Source organism: Paenibacillus lignilyticus (assembly GCF_017942085.1).
Lineage (GTDB): Bacteria > Bacillota > Bacilli > Paenibacillales > Paenibacillaceae > Paenibacillus_Z > Paenibacillus_Z lignilyticus.
The window spans coordinates 37,823-55,522 of the sequence record NZ_JAGKSP010000019.1; the positions used below are offsets into that span (position 1 = coordinate 37,823).

Genomic DNA, 17,700 nt, shown 5'->3' on the forward strand with positions numbered 1-17,700 from the left:
ACCTTAATTCGAACCTTTACAAATATTTAAGATTCATTAAAGGTTAGCCAGCTATTATACAGTCATGAGCAAGACAATAATGACGCAGAAAGGAACGAGCATAGATGGCTATTGAGGTATTCAATCGGTATGAGAACAAATATTTGCTGGATGGCAACGCATATCGGTTATTTTACAACGCTTTGTTGGCGTATATGGAGCTGGACGAATACAACAAGAAGCATGAGTATTATTCCATTACGAATCTGTATTTCGACACCGAGCATGATTCGCTGATCCGCAACAGCTTGGCGAAGCCGAAATACAAGGAGAAGCTCCGCTTGCGAGCTTACGGTGTGCCGAACGAAGAAACGAAAGTGTACTTGGAAATTAAGAAGAAAGTGCTCGGACTGGTGAACAAAAGAAGGACGGCGCTTAAATTGCACGAGGCTTATGAGTTTGTCCGCACAGGAAAAGCGCCAGAATTTAAGCCTTATATGAACAAGCAGGTGCTTGAGGAAATTGAATATTTTCTGCAGCGGTACGAATTAGAACCTAAAGTGTATTTGGCGTATGAGCGCAAAGCGTTGTTTTCTAGGGAGAGTCGTGATTTGCGGATCACCTTTGATACGAACATTAGAAGCAGACGGTACGATCTGAACATGGAGCATGGCGATTTCGGCGAGCCGCTCGTGGCTGATGGCAAGTGGCTGATGGAAGTAAAAGCCGAAAAGACGATTCCGCTCTGGCTGTCGAAGCTGCTTTCTGAGCACGGTTTGTACCGTACGAGCTTCTCTAAATACGGCAATGAATACAAAAAAATGCTGAAAACTGGCTATGCAGAAAGAGAGAGTGTTTTATATGTTTGATTCCTTGTTTAACGTTACGCTGACGGACACGACGATGAGCTTCACAAGTTCAATGATCACCATAATAGTAGCTATTTCGCTCGGCGCCCTTATTAGTGTCACCTATATGAAAACAAATCCGAACGGCTACTCGCAAAATTTCACGTTAACGATGATTGTATTGCCAATCATTGTTGCTATGATCGTGCTGCTGATCGGTAACAATATTGCACGGGCATTCAGCCTTGCTGGCGCATTCTCCATCATCCGGTTCAGAAGCGCGCCCGGCGACCCTAAAGACATCGCGTATGTGCTGTTTACGATGGCAGCGGGACTTGCTTGTGGTGTTGGGGCATTCGGCTACGCTGTATTGTTTACAATCGTCTTGTGCTTGCTCATGTATGTATTGAGCCGTTTCAATTTTGCGGCGAACAAGCAAATGCAGAAACAGCTCAAAATTACGATACCTGAGAACCTCAGCTTCGAAGAAGCATTTACCGAAGTATTCGAGAAATTTGGCGTGGAGCATGTGCTGAAAAGAATTAAAACGACCGAGCTTGGGAGCTTATACGAGCTTGTCTATATGGTGACGATGAAGGATTCCACCGATCAGAAGGCGTTACTCGATGCGATCCGGTGCCGAAACGGCAATTTAGATCTTTCCTTAACGATGTATCCGGGCACTAATCCAGATTTTTAAACCATTTTACTGAAATTGAGAGGAGATTTAACAATGGAATTTAAACGATTTATTAAACAGGCAGGTTGTGCTTTAGTATGTGTAACAATGTTGGCGGCATGCAGTGATAATGAGGGAACGAATACAAACTCTACATCAAGCGAACTTACATCATCGACATCGGCGGGGGCATCAAACTCGAGTGAAGCGAAAACGGCATCGCTTGACTATGTTGACCAAATGGATAAGACAAAGATCATGTCTTTTTCGATAAACGTCGATGAAGCCAAATGGAAGGAAATGTTGGAGAAGGCGTCGGAGGAGGAGTACATTTCCGCTGATGTAACAATCAATGGGACAACGATCAAAAATGTAGGTATTCGTCCAAAAGGTAATTCCAGCTTAATGAAAGTTGTTCAAAATGATAAAACAGACCGGTTCAGCTTCAAAATTAAGTTTGACGAGTATGTGGACGGTCAGACTTGGTTGGGGCTTGATCAAATCGTCATCAATAACATGGATGCCGATAACAGTTATTTAAAGGAATACCTCAGCTACGACATAATGAGCTCGATCGGCGTTGACGCGCCGCTGTATGCTTTTGCGGATATTAGCGTGAATGGGAAAGCGTGGGGCTTCTACTTAGCAGTTGAAGTGTTAGACAGTGCCTACCTCGATCGTACGCAGGAAGGTGAAGGCGAGCTTTACAAGCCGAATAACGATAATGGCATGATGGGTATGGGCGGCGGCAATTTCAAAGCTCCGAATGGCGAGGGTATGCCGGAAATGCCGAATGGCGAGGATATGCCGATGCTGGATATGAAGAACATGCCGGAAATGCCGGCGGATATGGAGAATATGCCGGCATTTCCGGCGGATATGCAGCCTCCTGCGGAGGGCGATGGTAATGGTGGACGAGGTGCTGGCGGTTTTGGTGGCCGTGGCGGTATGAATGGCGCGGGGAATGGCGTTTCCCTCGTGTACAGCGATGACAATATCGAAAGCTATTCAGCGATATTTGATAATGCCGAAACGAAAACGACGGAAGAGGATCATGCACGTGTCATTACTGCGCTTAAGAACTTAAACGCTGGCACTGATTTGGAGAAGTATATAGATGTCGACGCGGTTTTGAAATATTTTGCCGCACATACCGTGGTTGTTAACATGGACAGCTACACAGCAAATATGGCTCACAATTATTATCTTTATGAGAATGAGGGTCAGCTCAGCATTTTGCCGTGGGATTATAACTTAGCATTCGGCGGTTTCATGTCGGGTAATGCATCTGATGTCGTCAACCAAGCGATTGACACACCGGTAAGCGGCGTGACGCTCGAAGAACGTCCACTTCTCGGCAAGCTGCTGGAAGTTCCTGAATATAAAGAGCAGTATCATAATTATTTGCAAGAAATCGTGGATAACTACTTTGCGAATGGCAAATTCGAGCAGACGGTTTCTAACCTAAATCAGCTTACTTCGGAGCATGTGAAGAACGATCCAACCTCCTTTACGACTTTTGATGCGTATTCGAAGGCTGTAGCTGAATTGACGAAGCTCGGAAAGCTGAGAGTGGAAAGCATTCAAGGGCAGCTTGACGGTACAATCCCCTCTACAACTGAAGGTCAAAAAGCGGATAAAAGCAAGCTGATTGACGCATCCCCCGTTGATTTAACCAAGATCGGCAATATGGGCAAAGGAATGGGAGGCGGCAGAGGCGGCTTGGGCGAGCGTCCAGCTGGAACGGACTCGGGAGCGAAGTCTCAGCAGGCTCAGAGTGACCAGAAGCAGACAGATAAGCAATAGATAAATATAACGAGCAAGCTGATGCCATTATTGAACCAGTGTCAGCTTGTTTTTCGTTTGTATATAGTCCACGCACCTCGTCTCCCCAAAACAGGATGTGGTCAGGATTAGTGACAAAGCAATAACCTATGCTGATGAATTTAAGAAGTTGTTTATCGATCAATCCATGGTAGGAAAACTCCCGAGAGAAATCTTTGAAGGTAACGGGTTTGATGTAAACGTAATTGGAATGCAGCGTGTAAAACAACTCGCCGAGCGTTGGAGGAGAGCATACGAGTTATCGGACTAACCGACTCCCGTAAAGAAACTTCTGGACGTCCACTGAATCGTAATCTAACTCAAGATGAATTGTCAGTTTGGCGAAATGAAAGATGAAAAGCTGCGAAAACTGGAGATCATCTTGTCGCGCTACGACGTTTGTATTGAAAAAAGGTACGGTTTTTGCGTCCATATCACCTTTTACAGCCATGAGTCGCTTCTATTAAAATGAAGCTAAATCAGAGAGGAGATTATATATGGCTGATTACTATATCAACAACACTAATCGCAAAGAAGGTGCGCACTACGAAGTGGACATGCTCCAAAACCACAAATGTGCAGCCTACGGCACGACCAAAGAACATATGGAGGATGTCAGCAACGAAAGCAAAGTACTCTGGTACGCATCGGAAGTTGGACTTATCGGCGGTGGCATTTCAGACGGCGTGACGCACAAGAAAGAAGTAGATGGGAAACCGGATTTCGAATATTATCAGCTGCTAACGGACGTACACAAATTCATTCAGCCGCTATCGCATCGCAAACTTAAAGCGCTAATACCTAATCTACGCGTATTAAACGGTACACTTCTTAAGATAAACACCATGGATGGCGAAAAACTATGGGTATATCTACTCGAGCATGGCATGAAGGAAAAGCAAAAAAGATAGTCGGATTCCATCACCATCAATCGTTTATATTAGCATTACATCGCTAATATAATTATGCATTAATGATCATAACTTCATCACATAAACTCAGCTACGCTCACGGCACCGACCGACGACCAGCATTAGAGCTCCAAGCTGACGCCCTGCGTATCCTTCTCGATTTCGCTGAGTCGACCTTGCGAAATTCCTATTAACGAGGGGAATTCAACCTGAGTCATCTATTCAACTTTTGTATTCTTATTACGCGAGTACCGATTGTCTCCGACATTTAGTGGCTACCTCACAAAAAAGACCCGATGATTCAATTGAGCTTCATCGGGTCTCCCTAGTTGTAAATAATCCTTATTTAGTTTTAGAACAAAACTAATTTGTTATTTAATTTGCCAGAACAAGACTTAATTGTTCAGACCAAAACTTAATTGTAAAGAATCAAATGAATGATGAATGTGTTAAATATTCTTTGTAACTAAATAACCGCGCATCTCTTAACTTTATTAGCACTATTATAGAGTTAAAGTTTGTAACTAAAATATTGGGATAGGAAAATAAAGATTGTAACTAACAAAAATCACAAAAAAGCCTGGGAATGCTTTCCCAAGCCCTTATGTGTACAACGCTTCAGTTATGAAATATCTTACGCCAGTAACTGTTACACACATTATCAGTAACAATATATAAGGAAGCAGACGTATTTATTTACCATCCTCATCGTTAATAGTAACAATCTCTTCGCTCGGTTTAGGAGCAAGGCCATCCAATATACCAATCACCCATTTTTTTGTAGTCTCCTCGTAAGTAACTTTCGTGATGATTGGAACTAACATATCAGATCTACTTGAGATCACCACTGCGAGCGCTTGTTCAGGTTTTAATTTTGCTTCGCCAGATATCAAAATAGGTAAGACGACAACGCTGCTTGCGGATCCGACGCCAGGGTAGGAGGAATCGATATCTCCTTTCAACGTAGCCTCTACATGTTGTCCGATAACAAGGCTATCGTCGGAGGATCCAAGCCATATTGCCCCGTACATCTCGCTACCAGTCATTTTCGTATCTGATGCTACAAGAATTCGATCAGGGGTTTTTTTGGTGATGTAACCCGTGTAAGTAGCTTTTACAGGCTGCGGTTCGACAGCTTCATTTTGTTTGTTGCAAGCCGTAATACCAAGCAAACTGATAAACATTAACACGACGACTGAAATACGCATCTTACCCCCCTTTTCTCCAAATAAAACTATTCGTTTATCCTAATATGGAGTAGCAGATAAGTAAATATTAATCGATGGCCAATAATATGAAAAGTACGATATTTTGCTAGCGGTGGCAAAAGCGTTAGCATCCTGAGTACTTGATTTCCGTGACATAACACCATGTAATACTTCTCCACTCCATAAAGTGGCTCCACTATCTCCTTCATTTTGGAATGTCCAGTTGGGATTAGCTATTTTAATCTGGTCAGGTAGATCAACACCAGTAGTTGGATTCATACTAGTGTATGACGTACTCAATACAGTACTGCAAGTATAGTTGGTTGCTAAACCAGCTTTGCATACAGTTTGCCCCTGAGTTACAGTACCAGTACTCGTAAACTTCGCGTCATAATCTGTTGAACCATTCTTTAATACCAAACTACTAATTTTTCTCGTAGTATCTGTAATTTGAACAAGACCAATATCTTGGCCGCCATTAACATACGCCGTAGCATAATCAACACCGACAGTAGTAGTGTACTGTTTCACTGTTGAACCGGTTCCTAACATGCAATGACCTGCTGTAATAATATACTTTTTATTGTTCCCATCGTACCCAGTAGCCGCTGTCGAACAACCTCCGCTCCTAACAATACCAATTCCTCCACCAAGAACCGTAGTTGCAATAAAGCATTTTCCATTCTCTTCATACACAGCAGTTAATTCATTATCTAAAGTTTTGATTGGTAATGATGCGTGGACACCGTTGTTTACTAAATAGCTTATCCAATCAACTTCCGCTTTTATTTTGTTGATGTAAGCATGAGATTTTTCAGTTATTCTTAAAAATAAAACCTCATCATTCTTTGTGAAACGAAATACCTTATTAGTTGAATTGCTTATAAACTCAAAAGAGTTACGTTCAAATGCAAAAGATACTGCTGCTTTATTTAATATCTCTGGACTCGCCATTGTGAACCTCCAATATAGATACTACCGGCCCGGTAAAACCACTTTACTTGAAATTCCCAAAAATTTATAGACTTATCTTTTTCTGCGTATTAAACTAATAATTAAGTATAAAGCTATTTTCCATCGACTAAAAAGGCTGCCGATTCCATTCGGCAGCCTTTGATTTTGGTATCGTAAAGTTAAGTTAGTTGAGAAAACGGCAACCTTTATACCGGTTGCCGTTTCTTCGTGGATCTTGAGCTATCGTTACCCGTTAGCATTCCTGTAGATGGATTAATTTCGTCTTTGAAAAAAGAAAAGCGCCTCGGTACGATGGGAGTACGCAACGGGTCATAGCCCTTTAAATCCCATCATCCAGGAGGACGCTCTACTATGAAGTTTAAGTCGCAGGACAAACAAAATCAACTCATTGAAAAAATTACCGCTCACCATCTAGTCGTCGGCATCGACATCGCTCAGCAAACACATGTGGCACGGGCTGTTAACTTTCGAGGAATCGCACTTGGTCATCCCCTGTCCTTCTCGAACGATGAAGAAGGCTTTCAAAACCTGCTTCAGTGGATCCACTTGCTACAAGCCGCTCATAGTCTAACTGCTGCCATTGTTGGTATGGAACCAACCGGCCATTACTGGCTGAACGTCTCCAACTGGCTCTCCAAGCGTCAATTTGAAGTCGTTCTCGTCAATCCTCATCTTGTAAAAAAGAATAAGGAAAACCGCGACAATACGCCGTCCAAGAGCGACAAAAAAGATGCGCTCGTCATTGCGGACATGGTCAAAAACGGCTACTACTCTTTCGTCCGTAACACCCCTGAGGCCTTTGAAGAGCTACGTGTCTATCTCTCCAACCGCGACTCTGTTGTAACGAGACTTGTTAGCGCTAAAAACCAAATTCATCGCTGGGTCGATGTTGTTTTCCCAGAGCTGCGGCAAGTTTTCAAGAGCTTAATGTGCACCGGTTCGTTAGCTACTCTACGTCTTTTCCCAACGCCCGAAGAACTGAGTAAGCTTCTACCTCAAGACGTCATTGCTGGCTGGAAAACCCTTATGAAACGGCATTCTGGTGAGCGGAAGGCTCGAGTGCTTATCTCACTTGCGTGTCGTTCTGTTGGATCTAAACAAGCCACGCATGCTTACAAGCTTCACTTAAAGCAACTGCTCGATGAGTATGACCTTGCTTGCCAGCAGCTAAAAACGGTTGAGGCAGAGATCATTGCCGTTCTAGATCGCATTCCTTTTGCAAAATCCATGCTTGCTGTCAAAGGGATCAGCGCCATTTCTTTAGCTGGTATTCTTGGTGAGGCAGGGGATTTAAGCGGGTTTGTTCACGGCAATGCCCTGCTGCGTCACGCTGGCCTCAATCTTGCAGAAGCTAGCTCAGGCAAATGGACCGGACAGATGAAAATTAGCAAACGAGGACGCTCTCGTCTCCGACGGTTTATCTTCATGATGACCATGAGTTTGGTGATGAACAACCGGGAGTTTCAAGCTATGCATGCTCACAACGTACAGGTGAAGAAGATGAAGAAAATGAGGTCTATTATGAAGCTATGTGGAAAACTTGCTCGCATACTCGTTGGAATGGCTCGCAGCCGCGAAGCCTACAATCCTCATAAAACGATGCCCATTCAGCTAGCGGCTTAACCAACATCTTCCCGTTTCGTTGCACGAGTTTTGGCTTATTCGCGGGATTTCAAAAGAAAGCACGGAGTACCGGATACATTAAACCAAAGGGCACCGACCCGTACCGTTAGCAAGACCGGCCTCCACCCCTTGGACAGGCGTAACGAAGGAATGAGAGGGCAGCGACCCGTTGAGACATGGGAGTGAAAACCTCCAGGGGCGGCGTGGAGAATGCGTGCAGTATATGGAAGGATATGGGGGCTACAACCTCCCCCTCTATTTCCTCACGCCTTCATGATGTCCCGGTCTACTACAAGGGTTCGCTTACTATCTTTCTTCATTTCTGGCAAGGGTGAAATCCTGCGAATAAGCGAGCATTCGTGAGAAAACTAAATCGTACTGAGGGAGCTTAACGAAGTGCAAACGTTCATTTCTGGCCGGCTACCTTCATTATGCTATTCCCTGCCTATCGTCGGGAATGAGATGATGTTCTTGTCAATTCCGGTAATGGGATCAAGTTCTTGTCATTTGGTTTTGACAAGAACTTGATCCCATTAATAAAAAAAGCCGCGATTTTCGCGACTTTTAATGAGATAATGTTCTTGTCACCTGACAGGTGAAGCCGCCAATCTTGTCGGCAGCTTCATCATAGGTGTTTATTGACTATCGTTCCCTGTTTGTTCAGTCATTTAATTAATAATATTATCGAACCGAAAGGCTAATTTCAGATATTGATTTATCATCTCCAGCCATGAGCCTCTGTTTATTTACTCATTCTGGTCTTTAATTTCTTGAACATATATTCGTCTGTAATTCAAATAAATATAATAAACTAGATATCCTATGAGTAATAAATAACTAATTAAATCTTGTTTCAAAAAAATAATGCAACCTATAAAAATAGTGCCGTATAGAATAATAAATAATAATGAACTTATTAAAAACTTCATTAAATTATTTATCCCAAATTTATTCTGTAATATTGGTTCTACGTATTTGCCAAACAATAAAGCACATACCATTGAAAAAACCAAGATAGCTATCCAGATTATAATTTCATTGAGTGAGTATTTACCTGTCAAATATGGAATTGAGATTATTCCTAATAGGATTCCGCCATAGAAAATAGCTTCTACTCTTTCCTTAATAAGAACACCTACTTTCATTAAAATTACAATCTCCATATTCGTGAGGAGCTTATTCAATTCCTTTACTAACGTAAACTGCTCGTTAGCGCAATAAAACTGTCATGTAGTCGGCAACCCTCAGGTAGACAGCAGCTACTATTAGTCAATTTTATGATTCGTTTTTGACTGCGTCAGGGTAATGTTTATTTATTTTTTAAGGACTTAAAGTAGTTAGCAATGTCTTCCCCAAAAAAAATTCCTATAATAAGTACGATAGTTGTTCCGAGCTGCTGTTCAAAATCCTGATGTAAGTGAAACCAATACAATGAATATACAAATAGAATCGTTGCTGGCAGAATTATAAAGAATACCTTCTTTTCTAGGTATATTGAAATTGGAATATAGAGAAGAATAGTATAAGGAAGCCACACAATTGCAATTAAACCCAGTATATGTATGTACGATGCTCTTTCTATCTGTTAGCATTTGAACACATCCTAGTGGTGTAACTTGGAAATCTCGCATATAATATTCGCGAATCTGGTTAAACTATCCTGCCCGTTAGTTTAATTAAAAATGGAGCAGCTGCCGTAGGCAAACTGCTCCTGCTACACTTTGTCTCGTGCCCGTTCGTCAACAAGCGTTGGCGCTTTAAAGGTATTTCTTTGTCCAATTATTAAAAACAATTGCAAAAATAATTAGCCCGAGTACGGTTATTAATCCTCCAAAAATGACAGGACAGTAAATAAATGCATTGGTTATTCCTTCTCGCTCTTCAAGGTTCCCTATTTTAGACGGGTTAATGAAATCCGCTGCCCAAACTTTCCCTTTTATTAGACCAGCAGCGATACTGAAGAGTCCAAATAGAAACAACACTAAGGAGTAAACCATAAACCTAATCAATACCATGCCACCTCCAGTACTTCTTAACCAATCCAATTCGGTTCACAATACAATACCACATTTTTACTTTAAAGTTGCGCTAACCTGCCCGTTAGTCGAACGAAAGGCTGCCGTTCATGCCAGCAGCCTCGACCTGGTGATTATTAAGAAATAGTGCCCGTTAGCCATTCATGCATCTCTTCTACTGCACCACAGAGCATGAAAGTTAATTCGTTCTTTCATGGTAGCCATTCATGCATCTCTTCTACTGCACCACAGAGCATGAAAGTTAATTCGTTCTTTCATGGTAGTTTAACGACCTCTTCAAAAGGAAAAACATATTTTTTTGAGTTTGTTGTCCCAAGTTAGTTGTGCACCGATCATGTCTGCAACCTGTCTAGCGGGAATAAATGTAATTCCATCAAATCGTTGAATAACGGTATCCATAATGTTGAAATCATTCTCATCGATTCGCACTGTATTATGCCCAATCTGGTAAGTATACGCTTTCCCCATATAATTCAAAGTTACGCTGTCGTCATCCTCATTTATTGGAGTGACCTCTATTCCAAACCTACTCACAAATGCTTCGTTCAAAGGGACCATAACTCTGTTATCTTTATTAGAATAGAAGTAATCATAAGGTCTATTCATAACCAAATCCTCTCCATTAATGGAGACGGATACATCTGTTCGCTTTAGGAAATTTTCAAGGAGAGATTGCCCCTCAATCTGTTCCTTTTCGCTTTTTTCCTCAGCCAGTAATGGTCTGGCTGTATTAATCATGACCACTTTCTTTGAAGGGAATATTGGAGTATCTATTGTGATCACGTAATACATTTCCCCAACTTTAAAGTCAAAACCGCCACAGGAAGAACCAGCGGGTGGTGTCCATACTTTGGCTAGCGCTTTTACGGTACCTTGTTCGACTTTGTAAACTTCAAAAAAAACATCTTTTCCGTTCTTATCTCCTCGAATCTCAAGTGCTTTACCGACGAACACATTCGAATCCGTATGTGGCTTGATGATATTACTGCCAAAATCGCATGCTGATACTTTCTTACCGTTAGTTACTAGACCACTCATCACTACAACCGCCATAATAAATAAAATGATATGCTTCCTAACTGCTACATTGTTCCATAATCCGCGCATAAAGCCCCCCTCAATACATTCTCACTTCATTTAATTACCATATATTCCCTCATTAACTAATACGCAAATCATGATGATTTTGTTGCGCTAAACTGCCCGGTAGTTTAATAAAACAAAAGAGCAGTTGCCACGGCAATCTGCTCCTTCTCGTTGAACTATCGTATCGTTCCCGTTATCATAACAGCCCGCCGTGAGTGCCGGCAGCCTGGTGTCGTTATGCTATCGTGTCCCGTTAGTTCAATCACTTATTTGAGCGTTTCTTAATTTTTGCTTCCATATATTCTCCACAAATTCTCGAATTTCGGGCAAATAAATTTGATTACGACCTAAAAGGATACCATCTCCATTTAACACAAATGTCAATTGTTCATTCGATTTTAAATATAAATTTATGCGACGTGGTCCACCTTTTGGTCCAGGACCTGTATATGGACTTATTTCATTCTTTTGTACTTTCTTTAATAATGTAACCAGTGTATTAATTTCATCTTTAGTTAGAGGAATTTGATTACAGCACAACCACATGATTTCAGCGGATTCAATCTGATTTGTTGTTAATGAATGTAATTGTCCCGGATAATCGTTTGGATGTACGGCATAGATTGAACTCGATATATCTGAAGCGATGACCGATTCGTAATTTAATCCATTCATTACTACAAAGAAAAGCGCGGTTAAAACCATCTCTCTCCTCATCGACATGACCTCCCAATTTTTTGGAGGTATTATGCCCACTTCTCATTGAACTATACTGCCCGTTACTTCAATGAAAAACGGCAGCCGGTAATCAATCCAGCTGCCGTCATGTTCTATTGTGCTATCGTGTCCCGTTAGCGTAATGAAGATTGGGTTAAAAATACCTGAAATCCCTCAGAGTGGTCCATCTTAGAAATACTCAAATATTATCTTTTAACTCTTAGTACTTCTCCTTCATTTTGCTCTAATCCATTATCCCATGTACTTCTGTCGATAGTCTTAATGCTTATTCCTTCTCTTGGTGCGGATAATTTTCTTTTATTCTTGATATCAATCATCCCCCAACATTCACCATCAACAATTAAACAAACTTTACTGGAATCATCTGACCAGAATATATTTACTTTTTCGCATTCATATATTGTTGGACTAATTTGGTCATAAACCCATAAATGATCTATAATTTGGGATTCACCACTGCTTAAATCAAAAGCACAGAAATATAAATATCCCGTTTCTCCGTCGTCCTCAAATACAGTCAACCAGTTATTATCTGGAGATGTAGCATCCAACAAGTAACTATCTTGCTCACTACTTATTTGATTTTCATTCATGTCTGCACTTCCTTATTTAATATTAGCCGTAATTTCGCCTAACGTCTTTTTACGAACTGCGCAAGCTCTCCTAACCTGAAGTATTCGTTAAGTGATTAAACTATCCTGCCCGTTAGCGGAACAAGCCGCCGATATACGTAGGCAGCTTGTTCACGTGTATTGTGTAGTACACGTTAGTTTAACTTTACTATTCTTGAAGACTGACATCTTTCCTAAAGGTGAAAGGAATCATAAAATAATTGTATTTCACGGTGATTTGTCGAATTGGATTATCATGTTGAATTCGAATCCCATAGTTCCGTATAACTTCCCTATCATTATTAGCAACTAATTTTTTAAGTTCCGCTGGAGATAGAGCAGGTTTAATTTTCAGTTCATTTATTGCATGGAATGTAATATTGGGGTCGCTATCTAATTCTCCACCAAGTACCAAATGATTAGAACGACTTACTCCCAAATCAACTTTTTTTGGTTCTTCACTTTCATTTACCAACACTTGTTTTAGCACAATATCTACAAATCCAACGTTTTGAACTTCTACTATTCCATACGTATTGTCATTTGGATTCGAAGTGAGACCATTCGAAACTAAAGGTGGATTTGACTTCACTAAGATATAAAGTCCTATAAGAATCAAAATAATCAAACAAACACCAACTTTTATAGACCTTTTTCTCAAATCTCACCCTCCAAATTATCGTTTTTAATGATTAATATTCCATAAATTATTCTATTATCCTGCCCGTTAGAATTCCTGTAAAACGAATAATTTGGCGTTTGAACAAAAACGAGCGACTCCAGTACGATGGGGTTACGCACGAGGTCAAAAGCCTCAAAAAGCCCATCAGGAGGTCGCTCTTCTATGAAGTTTAAATCACAGGACAAGCAAAATCAACTCATTGAAAACATTACCGTTTCTCACCTAGTCGTCGGCGTAGATATCGCCCAGGAAGTTCATGTAGCCCGCGCTGTCAGCTTTCGAGGCATTGCACTGGGTACTCCGCTTGAGTTTGGTAACGATCGTGAAGGGTTCAAGCTGTTCGAACGTTGGATCCAAGATCTGCTCGAAACCCACAAAATGAGTAGCATCATAGTTGGAATGGAACCCACCGGTCACTACTGGTTCAGCCTGGCACGATGGCTTGCCACTCAAGGCATTGAAGCCGTTCTGGTTAATCCTCATCTCGTCAAAAAGAACAAAGAGAACCGGGATAATACACCGTCTAAAAGCGATCGTAAGGACGCCCTTGTCATTGCAGATATGATCAAGAACGGGTACTACTCCCCTGTTCGTTTTCATACGGAAGAATATGAGGAACTACGCATTCTCATGGCAAATCGTGAGACGGTTACCAAGCGCCTCAACAGTGCGGTCAATCAAATTCATCGGTGGGTAGACATTGTTTTTCCTGAGCTCCGTCAGGTCTTTAAAATTCTTACCTGTACCAGCGCAATCGCAACACTCAGACTCTTCCCTTTGCCGGGAGAAATCAGTCGGCTTAACACGGAACAAGTCATCGACGGCTGGAAGCAATATGTAAAGCGTCATGCTGGAGTTAAACGCGCTGAGCTCCTCATTTCACTAGCAAAATCTAGTGTTGGTACTACCCAAGCACTCAAGGCTTACAAGCTTCATCTTGGGCAATTGCTTGAAGAATATGACTTAGCCCAGTGCCAACTTGAACAGATTGGGCACGAGCTCCATCTCATTCTTGAACGCATTCCTTACGCACAGAAGCTGCTTGAAATACGAGGTGTCAGTGCTACGAGTCTAGCTGGCGTACTCGGTGAGGCTGGTGATCTAAGTGGCTATTCGCATGGAAATGCTCTACTGCGGCATGCGGGGTTGAATCTAGCTGAGGCCAGTTCTGGGAAGTGGCGGGGAAAGATGGTGCTTAGCAAACGAGGTCGGCCACGTCTGCGTCATTTTCTCTATCTCATGACGATGTGTATGGTCATGACGAACCCGGAAATTCGGGCTTTGCACCGTTACAATGTGGAAAAGAAGAATCTGAAGAAGATGAAATCCATCATGAAATTATGTAGTAAAGTAGCGCGGCTACTGGTCAGCCTAGCAAAAAGCAGCGAGGCTTACGATTCAACTAGAGTTTTCCCACAAGCAGCCTAAGATGAGTCAAACCTCACCTGCTCAAGCATTCGCAGGATGACAAGAAGCACGGAGTATCGGGAGATGTTACGCAAAAGGGCTCGGACCCGTTCCGTTAGAAAGACCGACCTCCACCCCTTAGTTAGATGTGACGAAGGAATGAAAGGGCTATGACCCGTTGAGACATGGGAGCGAGAATCACTAGGATAAAGTGGAGACGTGCACATATGGAACAATATGGGTGATGCATCATTCACCTTTATTCCCGCATGTCCAATTCTCCATCCTCCAGCTACCGGCTCCTCCTCCATCCACTTCTCCATACTAACTATTGGATGAAATCCTGCGAATTCATGAGTCTGAGTGAGGAAACTGAATCATTTCGAGGGAGCGTAATTACCAATTTACTTTAGCATTCTCAACTGTGTATCGAATAAAATCAATTGTTTCGTCCATATCACGCTTTGTAATATTACTATTCTCGTCTTTCGATGATAAAGAACGCGTAATCAGCGAATCCCAAGGCTTGCCCAGTTCGTGTCGAGCCCAATTTATTGCTAGAGGCTTTGAGGCTACAGAACCCGTATGCAGTGAGTAAAGCATTCGGCAAAGAGTTTGAATAACAAAAACCTGCCATTTCCTAATTCTAACCCATTCCTGCCAAGAAGAATCGCGTTGGGCACATTCGAGCCACAATCCTGCAATAGCCTTTACTGAAGGTATCATTTCTTTAGGGTCAATAGGGTTAATAAAGGAGCATGGTTCAGTACCAAAAACGACAATCCCATTTTCACGTAATGTGTATGTCTGAAAGATCCAGCCATCTTCAAGAGCGTTTTTGAATAACTCAGTCCCATGTTCTACTTGAGGATACTGTGTTGAGGGCGAGTTGTCATTACGAAAGGCTTCTAAAGTAATGTATACCGCATCTATCTTATTAGCCCAGGGCGAACTACTGGAAGCAAACTCAGCATGTATATCTTTCAATCTTTTGAAGAGAGTATCGCCAATATCAATATCAGTCACAATGACAAAGTCAATATCACTGCTAACTGGGTTGAAATCTCCAAGTGCAAGTGAGCCAATCACATACATGCCAACAAAATTTTCTGCTGTAATGCTCTGAATATTCGTTAGGAAATAATTAAGGACCTCGTTTACATCTTCATAGGCTGTTAGTTTGATATTACCATACATTAGTCTATCCCCCTTTTGTTAAAAGTAACTTCAAACGTATTGATTGAATTAATCTGCCCGTTAGCTTAATCTGACTTTTTCAATATTTCATTAAAAATCTGTGTTACCTCAGCATGACCGACTATCCTTGACCCCTCCTGTATTCTGATTATTTTACCAATCCATAAAGTTCGTGGGTAAACTTCTGGTGTAATAAAGGCTATTGTACCCAATACTGTCTCTCCTGGTTGAGCTATAACATCCCCATAATATTGATGTGTTCCTGTCGTTAAATAATCATCTCTCACTAAATGTGCTGGGCGATAACCTGAGCGAGCTGGCTTATGTCGCCCATTCCCCTTTCCATCACTTACCAAAAAGGTTATCTTAGCTTCAATATCAGGTGACAAGTAAAGCACCTACCTTCTCATATCAAATCGTTATTCTCATATTCGCTAATATGCTGCACATGCCTGCCCGTTAACGTAACGAAAGACTGCCGTTATTATGCCGGCAGCCTCTGATGTTTATTGAGCTATATCTGACCGTAAGATGATTAACTGTGCTTGCTTTTTAAATACTTGTTCATTGTAAAGCAAATTAAACTTATCGTTAGAGATACCTTTAGTAAAATTGAAGCTTGCTCATGAGTAATATGAAAAAAAACCATGAATGTAACAGTGTCAGCTCCACTATCAAATTGAGAATAGTAATAGACTGCAAGAATAGATACATAAATCATCAAATGTGATATTACTGATAATAATGCAGCTATTAATTTCTCACTATTAAACGTTACTCCCATCAGTATCGTTAAGCAAAACAAGACAATTAGCCCTATTATAAAAGTCATCGAACATCTCAACTCCTTTGTTCCAGATGATGGGTTTACTGGATATCTCTATAACGCATGATGGAGACCAAAGTTGCGCTAAACTGCCCGTTACTTCAACGAAACAAGGAGCAGCTGCCACCGGCAAACTGCTCCTTGTTCGTTTAGCTATATTCTCCGTTAGTTCAGCAACAACTACAAAAAGAATGGTGGTTCAAGACTTTTAATGTCTCTTTGTACCAAAGCAAATCTACGGTCTGTCAGCCATAGCGGCTCTGAGAAAGAAATAACCTCACTCTCCCCTCGAGGAGTAGATTCTATGGTAATCTCTACTTTTAAGTCGAGAAATTCGAAATCTGAGTCTCTGCCCTCGTAATTTTCCAACTCATATTCCTTCGCCATCTCTGCATCATAAAAAGCCGCTGATGCTACCCCATTAATCTGAATTAATCCACTATTATCAATCTCCCATTTGAATCGTTCAACAATTTGCTCAAATGGATGATTAAAATACAACCAACCATTTCCCGTTGGACTGAATACAACCTCAATGTCCTCCATTGCACCTGGCGCATAAAGCTGGTCCGCTGACCATCGGCCGATAATGTTTTCAACTAAAGGACCCTCTTTAATGAATGAGGGCTTCTCCAAGATTACTTCTATAAAATCTTCCATTAGACCTGGATAAGCATCAGCCAACCATGCATCGGTATCTATAGGTTCTAGCAATGTACCGCCTCTTTTTCGGTATGCGGCCTCACATCTCTTACATACTCTAATCCCTTCTCTAGGTTGAGTTTCATATCCAGAGAGGTGTGAACCACAAAGAACTTGGTCAGTATCAATTTCCACGTAATGAAGCTTCATGCGGCTTTTACCAGCAAATGCTCCTGCTGTAATTAATTTATACTCTATTGGCATTTCTTCGCCTCTCCAAATCTGTATGTAAAAAAAGTAATTCCTCATTTCCTCACTTACCAATTTTACATCTATCCTCAACTAGGAACACATGTAAATTGTTCCACTAATCTGCCCGTTAGCGGAACAGGCTGCCGATGCTACTGAGGTCATTCTTGCCCCTGGCT

17 protein-coding genes are annotated in these 17,700 nt (G+C 41.5%); 7 read left to right on the top strand and 10 right to left on the bottom strand.

What is annotated here, in order from left to right:
• Positions 1-104: 104 nt before the first annotated feature.
• From I8J30_RS27905 to I8J30_RS27920, 5 genes are all read left to right on the top strand, one after another.
• Positions 105-848 (top strand): polyphosphate polymerase domain-containing protein, encoded by a 744-nt coding sequence (locus I8J30_RS27905; protein WP_210663783.1) that lies wholly within the window; start codon positions 105-107, stop codon positions 846-848.
• Positions 841-1,527 (top strand): DUF4956 domain-containing protein, encoded by a 687-nt coding sequence (locus tag I8J30_RS27910; protein ID WP_210663785.1) that lies wholly within the window; start codon positions 841-843, stop codon positions 1,525-1,527. The genes I8J30_RS27905 and I8J30_RS27910 overlap by 8 nt, the downstream gene beginning before the upstream one ends.
• 237 nt (positions 1,528-1,764) lie before the next feature.
• On the top strand, positions 1,765-3,312 hold the full coding sequence (locus I8J30_RS27915) for a CotH kinase family protein (RefSeq protein WP_240548440.1): 1,548 nt from the start codon (positions 1,765-1,767) through the stop codon (positions 3,310-3,312).
• Positions 3,313-3,409: 97 nt separating this feature from the next.
• A complete protein-coding gene (locus I8J30_RS34315) occupies positions 3,410-3,601 on the top strand; it encodes an HTH domain-containing protein (RefSeq protein ID WP_420831257.1) in 192 nt (63 codons plus the stop codon).
• 226 nt (positions 3,602-3,827) lie between these two features.
• A complete protein-coding gene (locus I8J30_RS27920) occupies positions 3,828-4,241 on the top strand; it encodes a hypothetical protein (protein WP_210663788.1) in 414 nt (137 codons plus the stop codon).
• Positions 4,242-4,933: 692 nt separating this feature from the next.
• On the opposite strand, the gene I8J30_RS27925 is transcribed toward I8J30_RS27920, so the two are convergent.
• A complete protein-coding gene (locus I8J30_RS27925) occupies positions 4,934-5,449 on the bottom strand; it encodes a DUF3221 domain-containing protein (RefSeq protein ID WP_210663789.1) in 516 nt (171 codons plus the stop codon).
• A 39-nt stretch (positions 5,450-5,488) separates the two neighbouring features.
• Positions 5,489-6,403, bottom strand: a complete 915-nt coding sequence (locus I8J30_RS27930; protein WP_210663790.1) for a S1 family peptidase — start codon at positions 6,401-6,403, stop codon at positions 5,489-5,491.
• 372 nt (positions 6,404-6,775) lie between these two features.
• Here I8J30_RS27930 and I8J30_RS27935 point away from each other — a divergent pair, with 372 nt between their 5' ends.
• Positions 6,776-8,047 (top strand): IS110 family RNA-guided transposase, encoded by a 1,272-nt coding sequence (locus I8J30_RS27935; RefSeq protein ID WP_210663791.1) that lies wholly within the window; start codon positions 6,776-6,778, stop codon positions 8,045-8,047.
• Positions 8,048-8,793: 746 nt separating this feature from the next.
• Here the strand turns inward: I8J30_RS27935 and I8J30_RS27940 are convergent.
• The 5 genes from I8J30_RS27940 to I8J30_RS27960 form a co-directional block, all read right to left on the bottom strand.
• On the bottom strand, positions 8,794-9,192 hold the full coding sequence (locus I8J30_RS27940) for a hypothetical protein (protein WP_210663792.1): 399 nt from the start codon (positions 9,190-9,192) through the stop codon (positions 8,794-8,796).
• A gap of 1,167 nt (positions 9,193-10,359) precedes the next feature.
• Positions 10,360-11,190, bottom strand: coding sequence for a copper amine oxidase N-terminal domain-containing protein (locus I8J30_RS27945; protein ID WP_210663793.1), 831 nt, complete (start codon positions 11,188-11,190; stop codon positions 10,360-10,362).
• Positions 11,191-11,427: 237 nt separating this feature from the next.
• Positions 11,428-11,886, bottom strand: coding sequence for a hypothetical protein (locus I8J30_RS27950; protein WP_210663794.1), 459 nt, complete (start codon positions 11,884-11,886; stop codon positions 11,428-11,430).
• Between the two features lie 206 nt (positions 11,887-12,092).
• Positions 12,093-12,500, bottom strand: coding sequence for a DUF2251 domain-containing protein (locus tag I8J30_RS27955; RefSeq protein WP_240548441.1), 408 nt, complete (start codon positions 12,498-12,500; stop codon positions 12,093-12,095).
• 187 nt (positions 12,501-12,687) lie between these two features.
• A complete protein-coding gene (locus I8J30_RS27960; protein ID WP_210663795.1) occupies positions 12,688-13,179 on the bottom strand; it encodes a hypothetical protein in 492 nt (163 codons plus the stop codon).
• A gap of 183 nt (positions 13,180-13,362) precedes the next feature.
• Between I8J30_RS27960 and I8J30_RS27965 the strand changes: the two genes are divergently transcribed.
• Positions 13,363-14,628 carry an IS110 family RNA-guided transposase gene (locus I8J30_RS27965; protein ID WP_210663796.1) on the top strand — a complete coding sequence of 422 codons (1,266 nt, stop codon included), beginning with the start codon at positions 13,363-13,365 and terminating at the stop codon, positions 14,626-14,628.
• A gap of 375 nt (positions 14,629-15,003) precedes the next feature.
• Here the strand turns inward: I8J30_RS27965 and I8J30_RS27970 are convergent, their stop codons facing one another.
• The 3 genes from I8J30_RS27970 to I8J30_RS27980 form a co-directional block, all read right to left on the bottom strand.
• Positions 15,004-15,804, bottom strand: coding sequence for an aminoglycoside adenylyltransferase domain-containing protein (locus I8J30_RS27970; protein WP_210663797.1), 801 nt, complete (start codon positions 15,802-15,804; stop codon positions 15,004-15,006).
• Positions 15,805-15,869: 65 nt separating this feature from the next.
• A complete protein-coding gene (locus tag I8J30_RS27975; protein ID WP_210663798.1) occupies positions 15,870-16,193 on the bottom strand; it encodes a hypothetical protein in 324 nt (107 codons plus the stop codon).
• Positions 16,194-16,810: 617 nt separating this feature from the next.
• Positions 16,811-17,536: a hypothetical protein gene (locus I8J30_RS27980; protein ID WP_210663799.1), complete on the bottom strand. Its 726-nt coding sequence runs from the start codon at positions 17,534-17,536 to the stop codon at positions 16,811-16,813.
• Positions 17,537-17,700: the final 164 nt, after the last annotated feature.